The organism is Streptomyces sp. NPDC031265, from assembly GCF_055570295.1.
In genome coordinates, this window is record NZ_JBVIHM010000014.1 from 47,751 (window position 1) to 64,418 (window position 16,668).

A 16,668-nucleotide genomic window follows, 5' to 3' on the forward strand; every position below is an offset into this window, starting at 1 on the left:
CGGTTCAGCCGTGGACCGTGGCGGTCGGGGTGTTCCAGCCGGAGACCCGCAGCCGAGGGGCGGATCCGTGCAGGTCGGAGGCCCGGTAGGTGGCGGTCAACGTCGTCCTCTCGCCGGGCCAGAGGGTGACCTGGTTGTCGGACCACTGGACGGGCAGGACCGGGGCGCCCTTGGCGTCCACGAGGTGGACGTCGGTGAGCAGCGCCGGGGTCCTGCCCGTGCCCGTGTTGGTGAGCGTGACCGTCGTGGTCGAGGTGCCGTCGCCGTCCGTGGCCGTCGTCGCGTCGGCGGTCACCGTCGCCTTCGCCATCGCGCTCAGGCCCTTCAGATCGGCGTAGGCGGTGGTGGGGGTGTAGTACCAGTCGGTGTGCGCGTAGTCGAGGACGTCCGCCTTGGTGGAGAGCCAGTACACATTGCGGCTGACCTCCTTGCCGGTGGAGTCGGTGAGCAGCAGCCGGGCGAGATAGGCCGTGGAGAGGCCGCTCACGCTCGCCGGGACGGTGAGTGCGGTCGTCCTCGCCCCGTCGCCGCCCACACCCACACCCGTCGCCGTCTTGTCGTACTTCTGCGTCCCGTCGGTGTTGAACAGCGTCACCCGGGCCGTGAGACCGGACACGGGCGTGTGCCTGCCGTTCACCACGGCGACCGACCGGTTGTCGTACGAGTACTGGATGTGCAGCGGCTCGTTCGCCTTCTTCGCGCCGAAGTACGCGCCGCCCTGATCCAGACAGCGGTCCGTCAACTGCCAGTGCAGAGAGGTCCAGCCGCTGTTGAACATCCAGTAGACGACCCCGGTCGCGGGCTTCGAGGCGTCCTTGGCGTTGCGGGCGTACGCCTCGTACTGGGCGCGCACGTTCTCGTACTGGGCGAGCTGCGCCTTGCGCACATAGTCGTCCAGACCGGCCGGGGTGCCGTAGCGTCCGGCCAGGGCCGCGTCGTAGAGGGCGAGGGTGGCGAAGGTCGAGGAGGGGGAGCGGTGGTACTGCTTGGCCGAGGGGCTCTTCCAGAGCGTGTCCAGCTCGGCCGGTGACATCATCCGGCGCAGGGTGTCCAGGGTGGGGATGTCGGGGCCCGCGCTGGTCTCGGAGTTGAAGCCGGTGGCCCCGCCCTCCTGCTTGTTGTACCAGTAGTTGGGCGGCACCCAGTCGTACGGGCCGGTCATCTTCATACCCGAACTGCCGGTGATCGGCGAGGACTTGTCGGACGCGGCGGCCACGATCGGGGTCTGCCAGTCGGCCGCCCGCAGCGCGTCCACGTAGTTCTTCTCGATCGTCTTGTCCGGGGCGAAGTCGCTGCCGACCAGGAACGAGATCACGCTGGGGTGGTCGCGCAGCCGGGCCGCCTCGGCGGCCATCGACGCCTTCGCGACCGGGTAGTCCGCCGCGGTCCACTTGTCGCCCGGCTCGCTCCCGTTGACCTGGCCCTCCCACTTGTCGCAGCACTCCCAGCCGGGGAGCGTGAGGATGCCGTAGCGGTCCGCGAGGTCGAAGAACTCGTCCGGCTCGATGTGCCCTTCGAGCCGGATGGTGTTGAGGCCCAGATCGAGCGCGTACTTGAGCCGGTCCTCCACATAGGTGTGGTCCCAGCGCAGATACTCGTCCGGCGACCAGCCGCCGCCCTTGATCAGCAGCGGACGGCCGTTGACGGAGTACTGGCGGGCGCCGTCCGCGTTGAGCGGTGCCTTCACGTCGCGGATGCCGAACGACTCGTGCACCGTGTCGGACGCGGTGCCGGAGACCGACGCGGTCAGGTCGAGCCCGTAAAGCGCCTGCTCGCCCATCCCGGCCGGCCACCACACGCGCGGCGAGGCCAGATGGAGCCGGGGGTGGGCGGCCGGGGTGAAGGTGACCGTCTTCGTCTCGTGCGCGGCGAGCGTGACGTCCTGGCTGAAGGAGGCCGTGCCGATCGTGCCGGAGACGGTCGTGGTGACCGTGCTCGCCGAGTCGTTGCGTGCCTGCGCCTTCACCGTCAGGTCGGCGGTCGCCAGCGACGGCACGGCGAGGGCGGTGACGACGTGCGCGTCCCGCAGCGCGACCGGACCGCCGCGCCGCACCAGCACGTCCCGGACGATGCCCATGTTCTCGTCGGGCGGCGGCTGCAGCCAGTCGATCCACCCCATGGTGAGGTTCTTCCTGGGGTCGTTGGGCTGGACGCGGAACGCGACGGTGTTGGTGCCGGACCTCACCGCCGAGGTGATGTCCAGCTCGTGGTGGGTGTAGGCCCCCGCGACCGCGCTCTTGTCGGCGACCTGCTGCCCGTTGACGAACACATCGGCGGCCGAGACGACCCCGCTGAAGTCGAGGTACGTACGCGAGGAGGTGTCCGCGACGGTGAAGTCCGAGCGGTACCACCAGGGGACGGTGAAGTCGGCGGTGGGGATGCTCTTCTGGTTGGTGGAGTAGAAGGGGTCGGCGTACTTGCCGGCCGCGAGCAGGGCCGCGAGGACCGTGGAGCGGGGCCCGGCCGCGTACCAGCCCGCCGCCGGATAGCCGGGGCTGGAGACGGCCGCCGCGGAGTCGGTGACCTTGGCGGTGGACTGGATGGCGTAGGCGGGGAGCGCCGTCGTGGACGGGCCAACAGCCGTGCGGGCGCCGGGAGTTGCCGGGGAGGCGCCGGTGACCAGGGCGAGGACAAGGCCGAGGGCCGTGGCCACGGCGGTCTTCCGGCGGATTCGGAGGACGGGATGGCGGTGGAACACGGTGGTCTCCCAGGGGGCTGGTCGGGACGTCCGCGCTTCGCACTGGTCGGGAAAGAGGAATGAAAGTTAGGAAGCTTTACTAACGCGCCTCTGAAAGTAGAGACAAGAGCGATTCATGTCAACGACCGGTGGGCGTGGCTCCGCTGGGGCGACCGCCGGGTGAGTGGCTCTGCTTGACGGTGGCCGCCGGTGAGTGGGGTGCCCCAACGGCGGCCGCCAGGCGCGTGTGCGTTCGACGGCTGCCAAGTGCCCGCGTGCGCTCAACGGCCGCCGGGCGCCTGGGTCCGCCGTTCGAACGTCACGTCCCGCGCCGTCCCCAGCGCCGTCGCCACCGCGCCGAGCAGCACCGCGTCCTCGCCGAGCGAGCTCGGCGCCACCTTCGGGCGCAGCGGCGTCAGGGTCCGCAGGGTCTCCCGTACGGTCCGCAGCAGCAGATCCGCGCTGTGGCCCACACCCCCGCCGAGCACCACCAGATCCGGGTCGAGCATCGCGGCGACGGCCGCCACGGTGTGGGCGAGGCGCTCGCCCTCCAGCTCGACCGCCTTGACCGCGGCGGGATTTCCGGCCCGCGCGGCGTCGAAGACGTCCTTCGCCGTGAGGGGCCCGGCCATGCCGTGTGAGCGCGCCGCCGCCACCACGGCGTCGCCGGAGACCGCGTCCTCAAGGGTGTCCGGCTTCTGCCGCCCGGGCCAGGGCAGGAAGCCGATCTCGCCGGCGCCGCCGTGCGCGCCGGTGAAGAGCTGGCCCTCGCTGACCACGCCCATGCCGAGGCCGGTGCCGATCATCACGTACACGAAGAGGCGGCTGCCCGCGCCGACGCCGAAGGTGTACTCGCCGAGCGCCGCCAGATTGGCGTCGTTGTGCACCGCCAGCGGCATTCCGAGCCCGTCGCGCATCCGGTCGAACAGGCCCGGGCGGCCCCAGCCGGGCAGGTGCTGGGCGTAGCGCACGCGCCGCTTCTCCGCGTCGTACACCCCGGGCGTGCCGACCACCGCCTGGGCGATCTTGTCCGGGTCCACCCCGGATCCGGCGACCAGTTGACGGGCCGTGGTGACCACCAGATCGGCCATGGTGCCCGAGGTGCGGGCCTGGTTGCGGACCTCCGAACGGGCCACCACCGCACCGTCCAGATCCGCGAGCGCGACCCGCAGCCAGGCCCGCCCGATGTCGATGCCCAGCGCGTATCCGGCGGTCGGGTCCGGGGCGTAGAGCACCGCGGACCGGCCGCGCTCGGGCGTGTGCGTGCCCGCTTCACGGACCAGGCCGGTGGCGGCGAGCGCGGCCAGCGCACTGGAGACGGTGGGCTTGGACAGGCCGGTCTCGCGGGCGAGCTGGGCCCGCGACGAGGGGCCGTTGCCGCGCAGTCGGGCGAGCAGCAGCCGCTCGTTGCTGCTGCGCTGGCGCTGTGGGTTCCAGGGCTGTTCGCCCTCGTCGCTGCTGGTCATCGCATCATTCTCACGCATCGTTGCGGACGGTTTCCCGGCGACCTCTTGACGCCCAAAGTAAAGGTACTTAACTTGAGCACGCCCGGCGCCGGGGCGCACCCCCGCACTGGCGAAGAACCGCCGCCCGCAACGCCGTTCCCCGCGTCCCCCAAGCCCCAGGGAGGTCCCTCGTGTCCGGAACCCCGCCGCCGACCGGCGGTTTCGTCCGCCGTATCGGACTCTTCCAGGCCACCGCCATCAACATGAGCCAGATGTGCGGCATCGGCCCGTTCGTCACCATCCCGCTGATGGTCGCCGCCTTCGGTGGGCCGCAAGCCGTCATGGGCTTCGTCGCCGGGGCGGTGCTCGCCCTCGCCGACGGGCTGATCTGGGCCGAACTCGGCGCCTCCCTGCCCGGCTCCGGCGGCAGTTACGTCTATCTGCGCCAGGCCTTCCAGTACCGCAGCGGACGTCTGATGCCGTTCCTGTTCGTGTGGACGGCGATGCTCTTCATCCCGCTGATCATGTCCACCGGCGTGGTCGGCTTCGTCCAGTACCTCGGCTACCTCGCCCCGGACATGGGCAAGACCACCGGCGACCTGGTCGGGCTCGGCATGATCGCCCTCGTCGTCCTGCTGCTGTGGCGCGGCATCGAGCACATCGCGCGGATCACCACCGTGATGTGGGCCGTGATGATCGCCTCGGTGACCCTGGTCATCATCGCCTCGGCCACCCACTTCAGCGCCGACCGCGCCTTCACCTACCCCTCGGGTGCCTTCGAGTTGACCAGCAACCACTTCTGGCTCGGCTTCGCCGCGGGTCTCACCATCGGCATCTACGACTACCTCGGCTACAACACCACCGCGTACATGGGCGCCGAGATCAAGAACCCCGGCCGCACCCTGCCGCGCTCCATCATCTTCTCGATCGTCGGCATCATGGCGATCTATCTGCTGCTCCAGATCGGCACCCTCGGCGTCATCGACTGGCAGCGGATGACCGACCCCGGCGACATCGCCTCCACCTCCGTGGCGTCCGCCGTCCTGGAGAAAGCCTGGGGAAAGGGCGCCGCCGACGTCGTCACCGTCCTCATCCTCATCACGGCCTTCGCCTCCGTCTTCACCGGACTGCTCGGCGGCTCCCGGGTGCCCTACGACGCGGCCCGCGACCGCGTCTTCTTCCGCCCGTACGCCAAGCTCCACCCCAAGCACCGCTTCCCGACGCTGGGCCTGGCCACCATGGGCGTCATCACGGCGATCGGCTTCCTCATCGGCCGCCACACCGACCTGGCCACCCTGATCCAGCTGCTCACCACGGTGATGGTGCTGGTGCAGGCGCTCGCCCAGATCGCCGCCGTGACCGTACTGCGGAGGCGCCAGCCGGGGCTCCGCCGCCCCTATCGGATGTGGCTCTATCCGGTGCCCAGTTTCGTCGCCCTGGTGGGCTGGCTGGTGATCTACGGATACGCCGACAAGAACTCGCCCGGCCGCCACCCCATCGAGTGGTCACTGGCCTGGCTCGCACTCGGCTGCGTCGCGTTCGTGGTGTGGGCCCGCTTCGAGAAGGTGTGGCCGTTCGGGCCGCGGGAGGTGCGGGAGGAGTATGTGGGGGAGTCGGTGGGGGAGGGGGTGGGTGCGGCCTGAGTGGCGTATGGGTGCCGCGCCGAGCACCGACCCCCGCCGGACCGGTTCCTGCCTCTGGCACCGGTTCGAACGGGGACCAACTTCTCGTATGCGAGGACTACTTGGCGCCATGCCGACGTCGCCCGAGCGGCACCTTGGCGAAGGGCGCCCACTCATACATGCGGTTGTCCCGGTTGATGAGAATCAGCTCGGCATGGCTGATACGGGCATGTGCGGGTTCGATGTCCAGCGCTGCCAGTGCTTTGGCGTACGGTTCCGTCGGTCCGGTCCCGTGGCTGTACCCGAGTGAGACATGGGGGGTGAACCCCTCGGCCCGTTCGGGGACTTCCGGCAGAACCTCACCAACGGCTGCACGGATCGCATCCCGCACGGCCCGCACCGGCGCATCTGGTCGCACAGGAACGAGGATCGCCTCCGGGTCCACGATCGGAGCGCTCAAGGTGACCTCGAACGCCGGCACCTCGGCTAGCCGCGTCCGGGCTGCCTGCTCGATGGCGGTCGCGTCATGCTCGGGGAACTCCCCCACGAAGCCGAGGCCCTGCATGGTGAGGTGCAGCCACTCGTCAGGGATGAGGTCGAGACCGCCGACGGATGCGAGTGCAGCACGGTACTCAGCCGCGAAGCGGCACACGTCCGGCTGCCCTTCGAACGTCAGGTGCCAGGTGTAGAAGCGACGGCCGACACTCCAGCCCGGCCGCCACCACCAGTGGTCGCGCATGCGCTCAGGTTCTGTCGTCATGCCGTGGAATCCAATCAGTCCGACCAGCCTCCTGACGAGAGCGCAGCGTGTCGCGGAGCGGAATCTGCGCACCACTCGCCGAGTATGCGCCTCGCCGAAACCATGGCCCCTGCGTCAGCGGACGCATCGCGCGCCATGACGGCGGCGAGCTCACTCATGCGCTGGGTAACCGGCCCCGTGCGCCGCTCAGCAGGCATGGCCAGCACGGGCAGCAGAGCCTCCATGACACCCTCGGGTTCACTGCAGGCCAGGAGGGCCGCAGCCTGACCGATGCAGATCTGTGCCTCGGTGCCGTACGCACGTACCCGTTGAGTCGCGAGCAGGCCGAGCGCGCTCTGCGTCTCGCGCAGCGCCGCCTGAGGCTGACCAATGCGCAGGTGGACGGCTGCCGCATAGTTCTCTTGCCGAGCCTGCGGGCACGAGAAGAGTCCACCGATGTCGTCAGCCCCGGCCCCGGTGTCGCGGGCGAGGGCAGCACGGGTCAACGCGTCCTCGGCCTCGGTCCTCGCGCCGAGCATGGACCAGGCATCGGCCTCCTGGCAGGCGAGCAGCGCGCCCACGGTCCCGTTCACGGGGACCAGGGCGCCACGTCGAGCTTGGCTGACCGCATCCTTCAGACGACCGTCCCAGAGGGCGACCTTGGACCGAGTCGAGCAGACCCAGGCGCGCAGCCCGTCGTGGCCGGCGTTCTCGGCACACATCCACGCGGTGCGCCCATGTGTGTCGGCGGCCCGGAGGTTACCCAGGTCTGAGGACATCCAGGCGAGCAGCCCGCACAGGTAGCCCGCCGAAACGTACAAATCCGCAGACTGGCGCGGCGGCTGGCGCCCTTCGAGGAGCCGGAACACCCTGTCGCGCAGGTCGCAGGTGCGGCGGAACATCAGCCGGGGATCGTCGGTGAGGTAGTCCCGGGCAAGGGTCTGTACATCGGCGAAGAGCTGTTCCAGGGCGATGTCTCCGACGTTGCTGGACTCGGCCCACTGGGCCCAGGTCGCCGATTCTGCCGCAGCTGCGAGCACGCGGTCAGGCTCCGGCTCGACCAGGGGCGGCGGGTGAGGCGTGGTCGGTGTCTGCTCGGGAGCATGGTGCTGAAGGATCCGCAGGTCGCTGTTCGGCAGGGCCCGGCGGTCATCGATGTCGAGCAGCTCCTCGACATCACAGCCGTAGACACCGGCGAGGGCGACGAGAACGTGAAGGCTCGGCCGTCGCCCGCTCGGACCAGGCCACTTCTCCCACTTGCCCGCAAGGGAGGCGTCTGCTGCGATGGCCTGCCCTGGTACGCACGAGAGCCGCTCTGCGGTCTCCTGCAAGGTCCACCCAAGGGCATGCCGCCACGCCTCTCGGGGACGCAGACGAAAGCGAACGCGCATCTCCGTGGCGATCTGCGCGGCGGTACATCCGACGGCGGTCATCTCGTGACGAAGAGCGTCACGGTCTGCTTTGGCTCCTGGCTTTGCTGGTGGCGACATCGCTCTCCCTGGCTACACGCTCTCACTCACGGTAGTCACTGCGTGGCCCCTTGATGAGCCGTTCCCCCGATCCCGCGGAGTACCTTCCGTCCAATTCCTCGATGAGGAAACGGCGTTGTCGCAGGTCAACTACTCCCGGCCGCGCCAGAAAAGTTGGACACCCGCGACCGTGACGGGGAGGCGACAGAGCGCGAGTGTTGAGGCACGCACCAACCCTCCTGACAGGGGCTCTCATATGTACGCCATCAACACCGCAACAGCCAGCGAAGGCGGACCGCCGCAAGGTTCACGTGCAGCGGGGTGGAGCATGACCGTCACCCCCGCCGCCGAAGATGCGGCGCAGTACCGGCGCTGCGAGCTCTGCAAGGAGCCGGGCGCCGACACCACCACCCGCATGGTCGTCGCCGACAGCGGCGGTGACCACACCAGCTACGCGCACGCCGACTGCGCCGAAGTGGCCGAGGCCGGGGTGATCACGCCGTGATGGACCAGACCAGCAGAGCCCTCACCGACTGGCTCGCCTCCGCACACCACGTACCCGCGCAGGCCCGGCGGGAGTTCGACGTGGGTATCGCCCTCGTGCCGACCGGCGAGAAATTCGACGCGATCCGCCTGCCCGCCCCCGTCGTCCACGCGGCCGCAGGCAGCCAAGACCTGGACGCCGTCGCCGCATACCTCGCCGAGGCACTCGCGGACGGGGCCGTCATCCACGACGCGTACGGCATCGGCGTCTGGTACTACGCCCTCGTACCACCCGGAACACACACCCACTGGCAGGTGCCAGGCATCGAGTGCCTGCGCCCAGGAACATGGCTGGGAGTACCGCGCGTCGACCTCACCGCACGCCCCGGCCCGCACTGGACCCTGCCACCCCGCACGGTGGGCAGCGTATGCGCAGCGCACGCCGTCGCCGACCTCGTCGCGCTCGGGCAGAACAAGCTGCGCCAGACGCCGAAACCGGAGCGCACGCCATGAGGTCCGTGATCCGCTACGCGGAATGGACCCTCGGCACGGACACAACCCCCGGCGCCTCCGGACCCATCTACGTGATGGAGTGCACCACCTGCCTCACCACCTCCTCACCCTCCGACGAGAGGACAGGACCGGAGGACTGGGCGATCCGGCACACCGCCAGGCAGCACGACCACACCGGCTTCCGGGCCGTCGTGACCTCTTTCAGCCGGGTTGCTCCGGCCCCGGGCAACCCGCTGTTCGAACAGGCGCTGCCCCGTTGACCGCCCGCCCCTGGTGTCCCCTGCGCCGCCGGACGCGTGCCGTCCCGGTCGCTGCCGTCGCCGGCGCGGCCGGGGCGGGACTACAGGGTGACGAGGTCCGCAAGAGGCACATGGAGGGCGCCGGCCGCTCGCCAGCCGCCCCGGAGGGCATATCCGGTTCCGCCGTACCGACTTCGGCCAACCTCCGGGCCGGGACACCGGTGCTTCTGGAAGGATGCCGAGCGCGATGAGCGATATAGCGAAGCAGCCGCAGCAGCCCGCCGGCCGTCCCGTCCCGACCAGCGCCGACGTGGCCCGACTGGCCGGCGTCTCGCGCGCGACGGTGAGCTACGTACTCAACAACACCTCGGCCGTACGCATCAGCGAGCCCACCCGGGTACGGGTACGGGAGGCCGCCCAGGAGCTCGGTTACGTGCCGCACGCCGCGGCCCGCAGCCTGCGCGCCGGACACACCCGGATCGTGCTGCTGCCCAGCGGGCACATCCCGGTCGGGCCGTTCTACAGCCGCTTCCTCAACGAGCTGCAAGGGGCGCTGCGGCGGCTCGACTACACGGTCGTGCAGTACGGCAGCCTCGGCCTGGGCGCCGACGACGCGGCCCGCGCCTGGGCCGAACTGCGCCCCGTCGCGGTCATCTCGCTGGGCGAGACCGAGCTGACCGCCCAGGGCGTCGAGCTGCTGAAGCGGTCGGGGGCGCGGGCGGTCGTCACGCTCGGCCCGCAGCGCGTCGAGGGCGCCCACTCGCTGCTGATGGACCAGCGCGAGATAGGGCGGTGCGCGGTCGGCCATCTGCTGGAGCGCGGCCACCGCCGCATCGGCGTCGTGGTACCGGCCGAACCGGGCCTGGAGCTCTTCTCCACACCCCGCCTTGCGGGCGCCCGCAAGGCCGTCGCGGGCACGGACGCGGTGGTCGAGCCGCTGGAGCTGGCGTACGAGGAGGAGTCGGCGGCGGGACTGGCCCGGCGCTGGCGGGGGCTCGGTCTCGACGCGGTGTTCGCGTACAACGACGAGTACGCGATGCTCCTGATGCGCGCCCTCCAGGACGCGGGCATAGGGGTCCCCGCCGAGGCAGCCGTGGTCGGCGCCGACAACCTCCTCCTCGGCAGCCTCCTCCGCCCGCGCCTGACCACGGTCAACATCGACATGATCGCGGGCCGCCACCTGGCAGAACTGGTGGACGGGGCGGTACGCGACCCGTCGGCGGTGGGGGAGCGCAGGGACTTGATGGGGACGAGCCTGGTGAGGCGGGAGTCGACGTAGCGCGGTGCGAGTGCCCCGGTCGGGGACGGGCCTTGTCTTTCCGGGGTGCAGGGGCGGAGCCCCGCAACGGGGTCCGGGGGCGGAGCCCCCAGCAGACCGCCTCGACCCACCACCCGGCCGCCCGCCCAGGGCTCTCGGGAAGGGGCGGGGTGGGGGAAATTCCGCCCCCACCAGCGGAGTGGCACCCCCAGCCCCCCGCCCCCGCCCCCCTACCGTCCCCCCATGCACCCCTCCCGCTTCGTCATCCTCCTCGTCCCCTCCCACGTGGAGACCCGCGGCACCGCGTCCGTAGCCGACAGCGCCGTCCGCTCCGCCCTCGTCGAGGCGACGGGCGAGACCGGCGAGACGGGCTACCCCCGCTACGCCGGCCACGGCATCGTCGCCGACGTGGACCCCCGGACCCGCACCGTGGAAGGCATCCTCGTGGACGGCACGGAGCTCGACTACGGCCTCACCGCGCTCATCGCCCCCGAGGAGTGACCCGGCACACCCGGCACACCCGGCACACCCAGCACTGCAAGCTCCGCCGAGATCCCCGCGCCCGCTGCCCGCAGCGCCGGAAGCAGCGTCCGCAGCATCTCCTCCGGCGTCCCGCGCCGCGCGTGCTGCGCCACGTTCACCGCCGCCACCACCCGCCCGTCCGCCCCGCGCACCGGGACGGCCAGCGAGCGCAGCCCCTCCTCCAACTCCTCGGCCACCAGCGCGTACCCGTCGGCCGCGCACCGCTCCACGACCCGGGCCAGCTCGGCCGGGGACGTCACCGTATTCGGGGTGAGCGCGGGCAGCCCGTCGGGCAGCGGCGGGCGTTCCTCCGGCGCGAGACCGGCGAGCAGCACCCGCCCCATCGACGTCGCGTACGCCGGGAACCGCGTCCCCACCGTGATGTCGATGCTCATGATCCGTACGGTCGGGACGCGTGCCACGTAGCGGATGTCGGCCCCGTCGAGCACCGCCATCGACGCCGACTCGCCGGTCCGGGCCACCAGGCGCGCCAGGTGCGGCTGGGCGACCTCGGCGGGCCCGAGCGCCGAGAGCCGGGCACAGCCCAGTTCGAGGACCCGGGGGAGCAGCCGGAAGTGCCGCCCGGCGGGGCCGCCGCACTCCACGTACCCGAGGTGTACGAGAGTGAGCAGCGAGCGCCGCACGGTGGCCCGGGTCAGGCCGGTCGCCTCGGAGACGGCCGTGAGCGTCAGCCCCACGCCCCGGTCCGCGCCCAATGCGCACAGCACCGCGAGGCCACGGGCCAGGGACTGCAGAAAGTCCGGCCCGAGCTCCCGCTTGAGCCCGGCGGAGGCGTCGGCCTTGAGCCCGGCGTACGCGCCGACGAGGCCGCCCGCCACAGGATCCGCCCCATCCGCCGCCAGCGGGTCCACCGCCTCCAGCGCACACCGCGCCGCGAGCGCCGCCTCCATCGCACCCCCCACCTCCCGCAGCCGAGGCAGCACCGCCTCCCGCAGGGACTCCGGCGTATGCCTGCTCGTATGGCTCGGCACGCTCACCGCGCACACCGTCGAGCCCGCCGCGTCCCGTACGGGCACCGCCACCGCGATCAGCCCCGGCTCGATCAGCTCCTCGTCGGCCGCCCACTCCAGCGTGCCGTCGGCGAAGAGCGCGCCCGGCGCGCAGCGGTCGGCGGGCAGGAGGTCGCCGATGCGGAAGGCGAGCGACATCCTGCGACGGCGGCCAGCGGTCTGGAGGACTACGCGGGCGCCCGCCCCGTCGGGCACGGCCACCGAGACCGACTCGTCCAGCTCGTCCGCGAGCCGTCCCGTGAGCGGGCCGAGCGCCGCCGGGATCCCGCTGCCGCGCAGATACGCGCCGGACAGCGCCATCAGACGCGGCGCGAGCGCCACTTCCCGGCCGTCGGCGCGGACCAGGCCGAGCCGGTCCAGGGTCGCCACCACCCGGTCGACCGTCGCCCGGGCGAGCCCCGTGGACCGTACGAGCGCGCCGCGGTCCATGTCGTGTGCGGCGAGCGCGCGCAGCACCGTGAGGCCGCGTTCCAGCGGGCCGACCGGCATGTCACGGGACACGGGTCCTCCAAGGGCCGTTGACAGCGCGCCGGGGCGGGCCGAGACTCGGCATTGATTGTGAACCAAAGTTCACTGGGCGAACAGAGTGCGTCGGACCGAATGCGTCGCGCACCACGCGGGCACGGCCGACCGAGCAGCGGGAGAGAACCGATGAGCATCCGGGACGTGTACATCGTCGACGCCGTGCGCACCCCCATCGGCAAGTTCGGGGGCGCGCTCGCCCGGGTGCGGCCCGACGACCTGGCCGCGCACGTGGTGAGGTCGCTCGTCGGCCGCTCCCCGCAGCTCGACCCGGCCCGCATCGACGACGTCTACTTCGGCGACGCCAACGGCGCCGGCGAGGACAACCGCGATGTGGCCCGGATGGCCGTGCTGCTCGCCGGGCTGCCGGTGTCGGTCCCCGGCGTCACCGTCAACCGCCTGTGCGGTTCGGGCCTGGAGGCCGTCATCCAGGCGGCCCGTGCCATCGCGGTCGGTGACGCGCACATCGCGGTCGCGGGCGGTGTGGAGTCGATGTCCCGCGCCCCGTGGGTGATGCAGAAGCCCGAGCGTGCCTTCCCGGCCGGTCACCAGCAGCTCTGGTCGACCACGCTCGGCTGGCGGATGACCAACCCGAGGATGCCCGCCGAGTGGACGGTCGCGCTCGGCGAGGGCGCCGAACTGATCGCGGACCGGCACGCGTTGACCCGTGAGCAGCAGGACGCGTTCGCCCTCGACAGCCACCGCAAGGCCGCCGAGGCCTGGGCGAAGGGGCTGTACGACGACGAGGTCGTCCCGTACGAGGGCGTCGATCTCGCCCGTGACGAGTGCATCCGCGAGTCGTCCTCGATGGAGGCGCTCGCCCGGCTCAAGCCCGCCTTCCGTGAGGGCGGTTCGGTGACCGCGGGCAACTCCTCGCCGCTCAACGACGGCGCCGCCGCTCTGCTGCTCGTCGACGAGGAGGGGCTGCGCGCCACCGGCCGCGAGCCGCTCGCCCGGATCCGTACCTCCGCCGTCACCGGGATCGAGCCGCAGCTCTTCGGCCTCGGCCCGGTCGAGGCGGTGCGCACCGCGCTGGCCAAGGCGGGCAAGGGCCTCGGAGACCTGAGCGTCTTCGAGCTCAACGAGGCGTTCGCCGCACAGTCGTTGGGGTGTCTGGCCGAGTGGCCGGAGCTGGATCCGGCCGTGGTCAACCCGCGCGGCGGCGCCATCGCCATCGGCCACCCGCTCGGCGCCTCGGGTGCCCGGCTCGCCGGGGCGGTGGCCCACCAACTGGCCGCCGCGGGCTCGGGCGTGGGACTCGCCGCGCTCTGCATCGGCGTCGGCCAGGGTCTCGCGCTGGTCCTGGAGCGCTGAGGGGACGGTACCGGCGCGAGCTGAGCGGACTGAGGCCGTCCGGAACGACCCGCCCGAATGGCCCGCCCGAAATGGCCCGCCCCGAACAACCCGCCCCGAACAGCTCCGCCTGGAACAACTCCCTTACGTCTCTGCGAAGATGCCGCCGCGTCACGTGTGACGGGGCGAGACGTTTCTTCATGCGGCCCCACTAGGATGCCGCACGGGACTTCCCCGCGATCATGGCTTCCCCCGGTCATTGCTCTCGATCACGCGTGAGACTGGAGATCCTTCATGCCCCTGCTCGACCCCAAGACCTGGCAGGCGCGGACGCTGTCGGGGGGTGAGTACGAGGTCACCGAACCCGCCACCGGCGAGGGCCTGGGCGCGCTCACCCTGGCCACCGCCGACGACATCGCCGCGGCCGTCGCGGCGGGCCGCGCGGCGCAGCCCGGCTGGGCCCGCTCCCCGCACTTCGCCCGTGCGGCCGTACTGCGCCGCGCGGGCGACCTGTTCACGGAGTACGCCGACGAATTGCGCGAATGGCTCGTACGGGAGTCCGGCTCGATCCCCGGCAAGGCCGGCTTCGAGCTGCACGTGGCCGCTCAGGAGTGCTACGAGGCGGCGGCGCTCGCCTCCCGGCCGCTGGGCGAGGTGCTGCCGAGCGAGGAGCCGAGACTCAGTTTCACCCGGAGAGTGCCGGTCGGGGTGACCGGGGTCATCGCCCCGTTCAACGCCCCCCTCATCCTCGCCATCCGCTCGGTCGCGCCCGCCCTCGCGCTCGGCAACGCCGTGATACTGAAGCCCGATCCGCGCACCGCTGTCTGCGGCGGTCTCTCGCTCGCCGCGGTCTTCGACGAGGCCGGGCTGCCCGAGGGCCTCCTGCACGTACTGCCGGGCGGCGCCGAGGCCGGGCAGGCCCTGGTCGCGGACCCCGGCGTCCCGGTGATCTCCTTCACCGGCTCGACCGCCGCCGGGCGCAGGGTCGGTGAGGCCGCCGGGCGTCTGCTCAAGCGCGTCCACCTGGAGCTCGGCGGGAACTCCGCACTGGTCGTCCTGGAGGACGCCGACATCGAGGGCGCGGTGGCGCAGGCCTCCTGGGGCTCCTTCTTCCACCAGGGCCAGATCTGTATGACGACCGGCCGCCACCTCGTCCACGCCTCGCTGTACGAGGAGTACGTGGAACGGCTCGCCGCCAGGGCCGACGCGCTGGCCGTGGGCGACCCGTACCGCGAGCAGGTGCACCTCGGGCCGATCATCGACCGGGCCCAACTCGCCAAGATCCACGGCCTGGTGGAGGGCAGCACCGCGCGCGGTGCCCGGCTCGCCGCGGGCGGCACCCACCGGGAGCTGTTCTACCGGCCGACCGTCCTCGCGGACGTCGACGACCACACCCCGGCGTACGCGGAGGAGGTCTTCGGACCGGTCGCGCCCGTACGGCCGTTCCGCACCCTGGACGAGGCCGCCGCACTGGCCGCCGACGGCCCGTACGGACTCTCCCTCGGCATCGTCACCCGCGACACCGCGCTCGGCCTGGAGCTCGCGGACCGCATCCCGACCGGCATCGCCCACATCAACGACCAGACGGTCAACGACGAGGCGGTGGCTCCCTTCGGGGGCGTGGCGGCGTCGGGGACGGGGGCGCGTTTCGGCGGCGCGGCGAATCTGGAGGCGTTCACGGAGCTGCGCTGGACGACGGTACGGCGCGAACCGGCGGGGCACGGTTTTTAAGGGGGCCGTCGCTGTCCGGGCTGACCTGCGCCCCCTGAGGGGCGCGGGGCTGTGACATGTCCGGCTCCGCCGCGATGGGGGTCCCCCCTGTTAGAGCGGAGCCGAGAACGTGGGGGAGCGACCACCCACAGACGACCCGCAGCCGACCAACCGCACCCCCAGCGGAGCGCCTACGCTGACGCGGTGAACTCAGTGATCACCGGCTTCCTGCCCATCTGGGCACTCACCGCCTGCGGCTGGGGCGCCGGGCGCTACCACGTGCTCGGCGACCAGGCGCAGGCGCAGCACGTGCTCGGCCGGTTCGCGTTCACCTTCGCCATGCCGTCGCTGCTGTTCCTCACGATGTCGCGCTCGCACCCGGGCGATCTGGCCCGGCCGGGCGTGGCCGTCTTCGCCGCGAGCCTGGTCACGGTGTTCGCGGCGGGGCTGCTCGTCAGTCGCTGGATGTTCCGGCGCAAGCGCGGCGAGCAGGCGATAGGCGCGATGGCCGCGTCCTATGTGAACTCCGCGAACCTGGGCATTCCGGTCGCCGTGCACGTCCTGCACGACACCTCGTTCATCGTCGCCGCCGCGCTCTTCCAGATGCTCTTCATCACGCCGCTGATCCTGGTCCTGATCGAGCTGGACGTACGCCGGGCCGGGCGCGAGCGGTGGACGCGGATCCTCCAACTCCCCTTCCGCAACCCGGTGATCGGGGCGTCCGCCCTGGGGCTGATGGTCGCCGGGCTCGGGCTGCGGCTGCCCGCAGAGGTGGTCTCGCCGCTCCAGATCCTCGGCGGCGGCGCCGTCCCGTCGGCGCTCTTCGCGCTCGGCATGTCGCTGAACGCGCGCGCCCGGCCCGACGCCGACGGCCGGACCGAGCGGTTGATCCTGGTGGGGCTGAAGGTCGCGGCACAGCCCCTGCTCGCCTACGCGCTGGGGCGCTGGCTCTTCGGGCTCGACGGGCACGCGCTGTTCGCGGTGGTGCTCTGCGCCGGACTGCCGACCGCGCAGAACGCGTTCATCTTCGCGTCCGAGTACTCCCTGGACACCGAGCTGCCCAGGGACACCGTGCTGCTCTCGACGCTCCTGTCGATGGTGTCCCTGTCGCTCATCGCCTGGCAGTTGGGCTGAGAGGCGCGGGG

The 16,668-nt window shown here is 71.7% G+C and carries 14 protein-coding genes; 9 read left to right on the forward strand and 5 right to left on the reverse strand.

Going from position 1 to position 16,668, the window contains the following annotated elements:
* Positions 1–4 precede the first annotated feature (4 nt).
* The gene (locus ACZ499_RS21855; protein ID WP_468677155.1) at positions 5–2,698 is read right to left on the reverse strand and encodes a glycosyl hydrolase 2 galactose-binding domain-containing protein; all 2,694 of its coding nucleotides are present in this window, start codon (positions 2,696–2,698) and stop codon (positions 5–7) included.
* A gap of 260 nt (positions 2,699–2,958) precedes the next feature.
* A complete protein-coding gene (locus tag ACZ499_RS21860) occupies positions 2,959–4,143 on the reverse strand; it encodes an ROK family protein (protein ID WP_468677157.1) in 1,185 nt (394 codons plus the stop codon).
* Between the two features lie 170 nt (positions 4,144–4,313).
* Here ACZ499_RS21860 and ACZ499_RS21865 point away from each other — a divergent pair, with 170 nt between their 5' ends.
* Positions 4,314–5,765 (forward strand): APC family permease, encoded by a 1,452-nt coding sequence (locus ACZ499_RS21865; RefSeq protein ID WP_468677159.1) that lies wholly within the window; start codon positions 4,314–4,316, stop codon positions 5,763–5,765.
* Positions 5,766–5,862: 97 nt separating this feature from the next.
* Here ACZ499_RS21865 and ACZ499_RS21870 read toward each other — a convergent pair whose 3' ends face one another.
* Both ACZ499_RS21870 and ACZ499_RS21875 read right to left on the reverse strand, forming a co-directional pair.
* Positions 5,863–6,504, reverse strand: coding sequence for a 2'-5' RNA ligase family protein (locus tag ACZ499_RS21870; protein WP_468677160.1), 642 nt, complete (start codon positions 6,502–6,504; stop codon positions 5,863–5,865).
* A gap of 14 nt (positions 6,505–6,518) precedes the next feature.
* A complete protein-coding gene (locus tag ACZ499_RS21875) occupies positions 6,519–7,916 on the reverse strand; it encodes a helix-turn-helix transcriptional regulator (protein ID WP_468677162.1) in 1,398 nt (465 codons plus the stop codon).
* A gap of 364 nt (positions 7,917–8,280) precedes the next feature.
* Here ACZ499_RS21875 and ACZ499_RS21880 point away from each other — a divergent pair, with 364 nt between their 5' ends.
* The 5 genes from ACZ499_RS21880 (at position 8,281) to ACZ499_RS21900 (ending at position 10,946) form a co-directional block, all read left to right on the forward strand.
* On the forward strand, positions 8,281–8,457 hold the full coding sequence (locus ACZ499_RS21880) for a hypothetical protein (protein WP_468677164.1): 177 nt from the start codon (positions 8,281–8,283) through the stop codon (positions 8,455–8,457).
* Positions 8,457–8,948: a hypothetical protein gene (locus tag ACZ499_RS21885; protein ID WP_468677168.1), complete on the forward strand. Its 492-nt coding sequence runs from the start codon at positions 8,457–8,459 to the stop codon at positions 8,946–8,948. The genes ACZ499_RS21880 and ACZ499_RS21885 overlap by 1 nt, the downstream gene beginning before the upstream one ends.
* On the forward strand, positions 8,945–9,208 hold the full coding sequence (locus tag ACZ499_RS21890) for a DUF7848 domain-containing protein (protein WP_468677169.1): 264 nt from the start codon (positions 8,945–8,947) through the stop codon (positions 9,206–9,208). Before ACZ499_RS21885 ends, ACZ499_RS21890 begins: the two co-directional genes overlap by 4 nt.
* A gap of 226 nt (positions 9,209–9,434) precedes the next feature.
* Complete coding sequence (locus tag ACZ499_RS21895; protein WP_468677170.1) at positions 9,435–10,466, forward strand: LacI family DNA-binding transcriptional regulator; 1,032 nt, start codon at positions 9,435–9,437, stop codon at positions 10,464–10,466.
* Between the two features lie 222 nt (positions 10,467–10,688).
* Complete coding sequence (locus tag ACZ499_RS21900; protein WP_385535176.1) at positions 10,689–10,946, forward strand: hypothetical protein; 258 nt, start codon at positions 10,689–10,691, stop codon at positions 10,944–10,946.
* Here the strand turns inward: ACZ499_RS21900 and ACZ499_RS21905 are convergent.
* Positions 10,910–12,487, reverse strand: a complete 1,578-nt coding sequence (locus ACZ499_RS21905; RefSeq protein ID WP_468677415.1) for an IclR family transcriptional regulator domain-containing protein — start codon at positions 12,485–12,487, stop codon at positions 10,910–10,912. The two genes, ACZ499_RS21900 and ACZ499_RS21905, sit on opposite strands and share 37 nt — an antisense overlap.
* A 162-nt stretch (positions 12,488–12,649) precedes the next feature.
* On the opposite strand from ACZ499_RS21905, the gene ACZ499_RS21910 reads away from it, so the two are divergent.
* From ACZ499_RS21910 to ACZ499_RS21920, 3 genes are all read left to right on the forward strand, one after another.
* Positions 12,650–13,834 carry a thiolase family protein gene (locus tag ACZ499_RS21910; protein ID WP_468677172.1) on the forward strand — a complete coding sequence of 395 codons (1,185 nt, stop codon included), beginning with the start codon at positions 12,650–12,652 and terminating at the stop codon, positions 13,832–13,834.
* Between the two features lie 273 nt (positions 13,835–14,107).
* Positions 14,108–15,544 (forward strand): benzaldehyde dehydrogenase, encoded by a 1,437-nt coding sequence (locus tag ACZ499_RS21915; protein WP_468677173.1) that lies wholly within the window; start codon positions 14,108–14,110, stop codon positions 15,542–15,544.
* A gap of 183 nt (positions 15,545–15,727) precedes the next feature.
* Positions 15,728–16,657, forward strand: a complete 930-nt coding sequence (locus ACZ499_RS21920; RefSeq protein WP_468677175.1) for an AEC family transporter — start codon at positions 15,728–15,730, stop codon at positions 16,655–16,657.
* Positions 16,658–16,668: the final 11 nt, after the last annotated feature.

Coding starts and splice junctions, on each gene's coding strand:
- ACZ499_RS21875 (WP_468677162.1), bottom strand. CDS start 7,916: ATGACCGCCGTCGGATGTACCGCCGCGCAGATCGCCACGGAGATGCGC.
- ACZ499_RS21915 (WP_468677173.1), top strand. CDS start 14,108: ATGCCCCTGCTCGACCCCAAGACCTGGCAGGCGCGGACGCTGTCGGGG.
- ACZ499_RS21885 (WP_468677168.1), top strand. CDS start 8,457: ATGGACCAGACCAGCAGAGCCCTCACCGACTGGCTCGCCTCCGCACAC.
- ACZ499_RS21895 (WP_468677170.1), top strand. CDS start 9,435: ATGAGCGATATAGCGAAGCAGCCGCAGCAGCCCGCCGGCCGTCCCGTC.
- ACZ499_RS21905 (WP_468677415.1), bottom strand. CDS start 12,487: ATGCCGGTCGGCCCGCTGGAACGCGGCCTCACGGTGCTGCGCGCGCTC.
- ACZ499_RS21860 (WP_468677157.1), bottom strand. CDS start 4,143: ATGACCAGCAGCGACGAGGGCGAACAGCCCTGGAACCCACAGCGCCAG.
- ACZ499_RS21910 (WP_468677172.1), top strand. CDS start 12,650: ATGAGCATCCGGGACGTGTACATCGTCGACGCCGTGCGCACCCCCATC.
- ACZ499_RS21870 (WP_468677160.1), bottom strand. CDS start 6,504: ATGACGACAGAACCTGAGCGCATGCGCGACCACTGGTGGTGGCGGCCG.
- ACZ499_RS21880 (WP_468677164.1), top strand. CDS start 8,281: ATGACCGTCACCCCCGCCGCCGAAGATGCGGCGCAGTACCGGCGCTGC.
- ACZ499_RS21890 (WP_468677169.1), top strand. CDS start 8,945: ATGAGGTCCGTGATCCGCTACGCGGAATGGACCCTCGGCACGGACACA.
- ACZ499_RS21900 (WP_385535176.1), top strand. CDS start 10,689: ATGCACCCCTCCCGCTTCGTCATCCTCCTCGTCCCCTCCCACGTGGAG.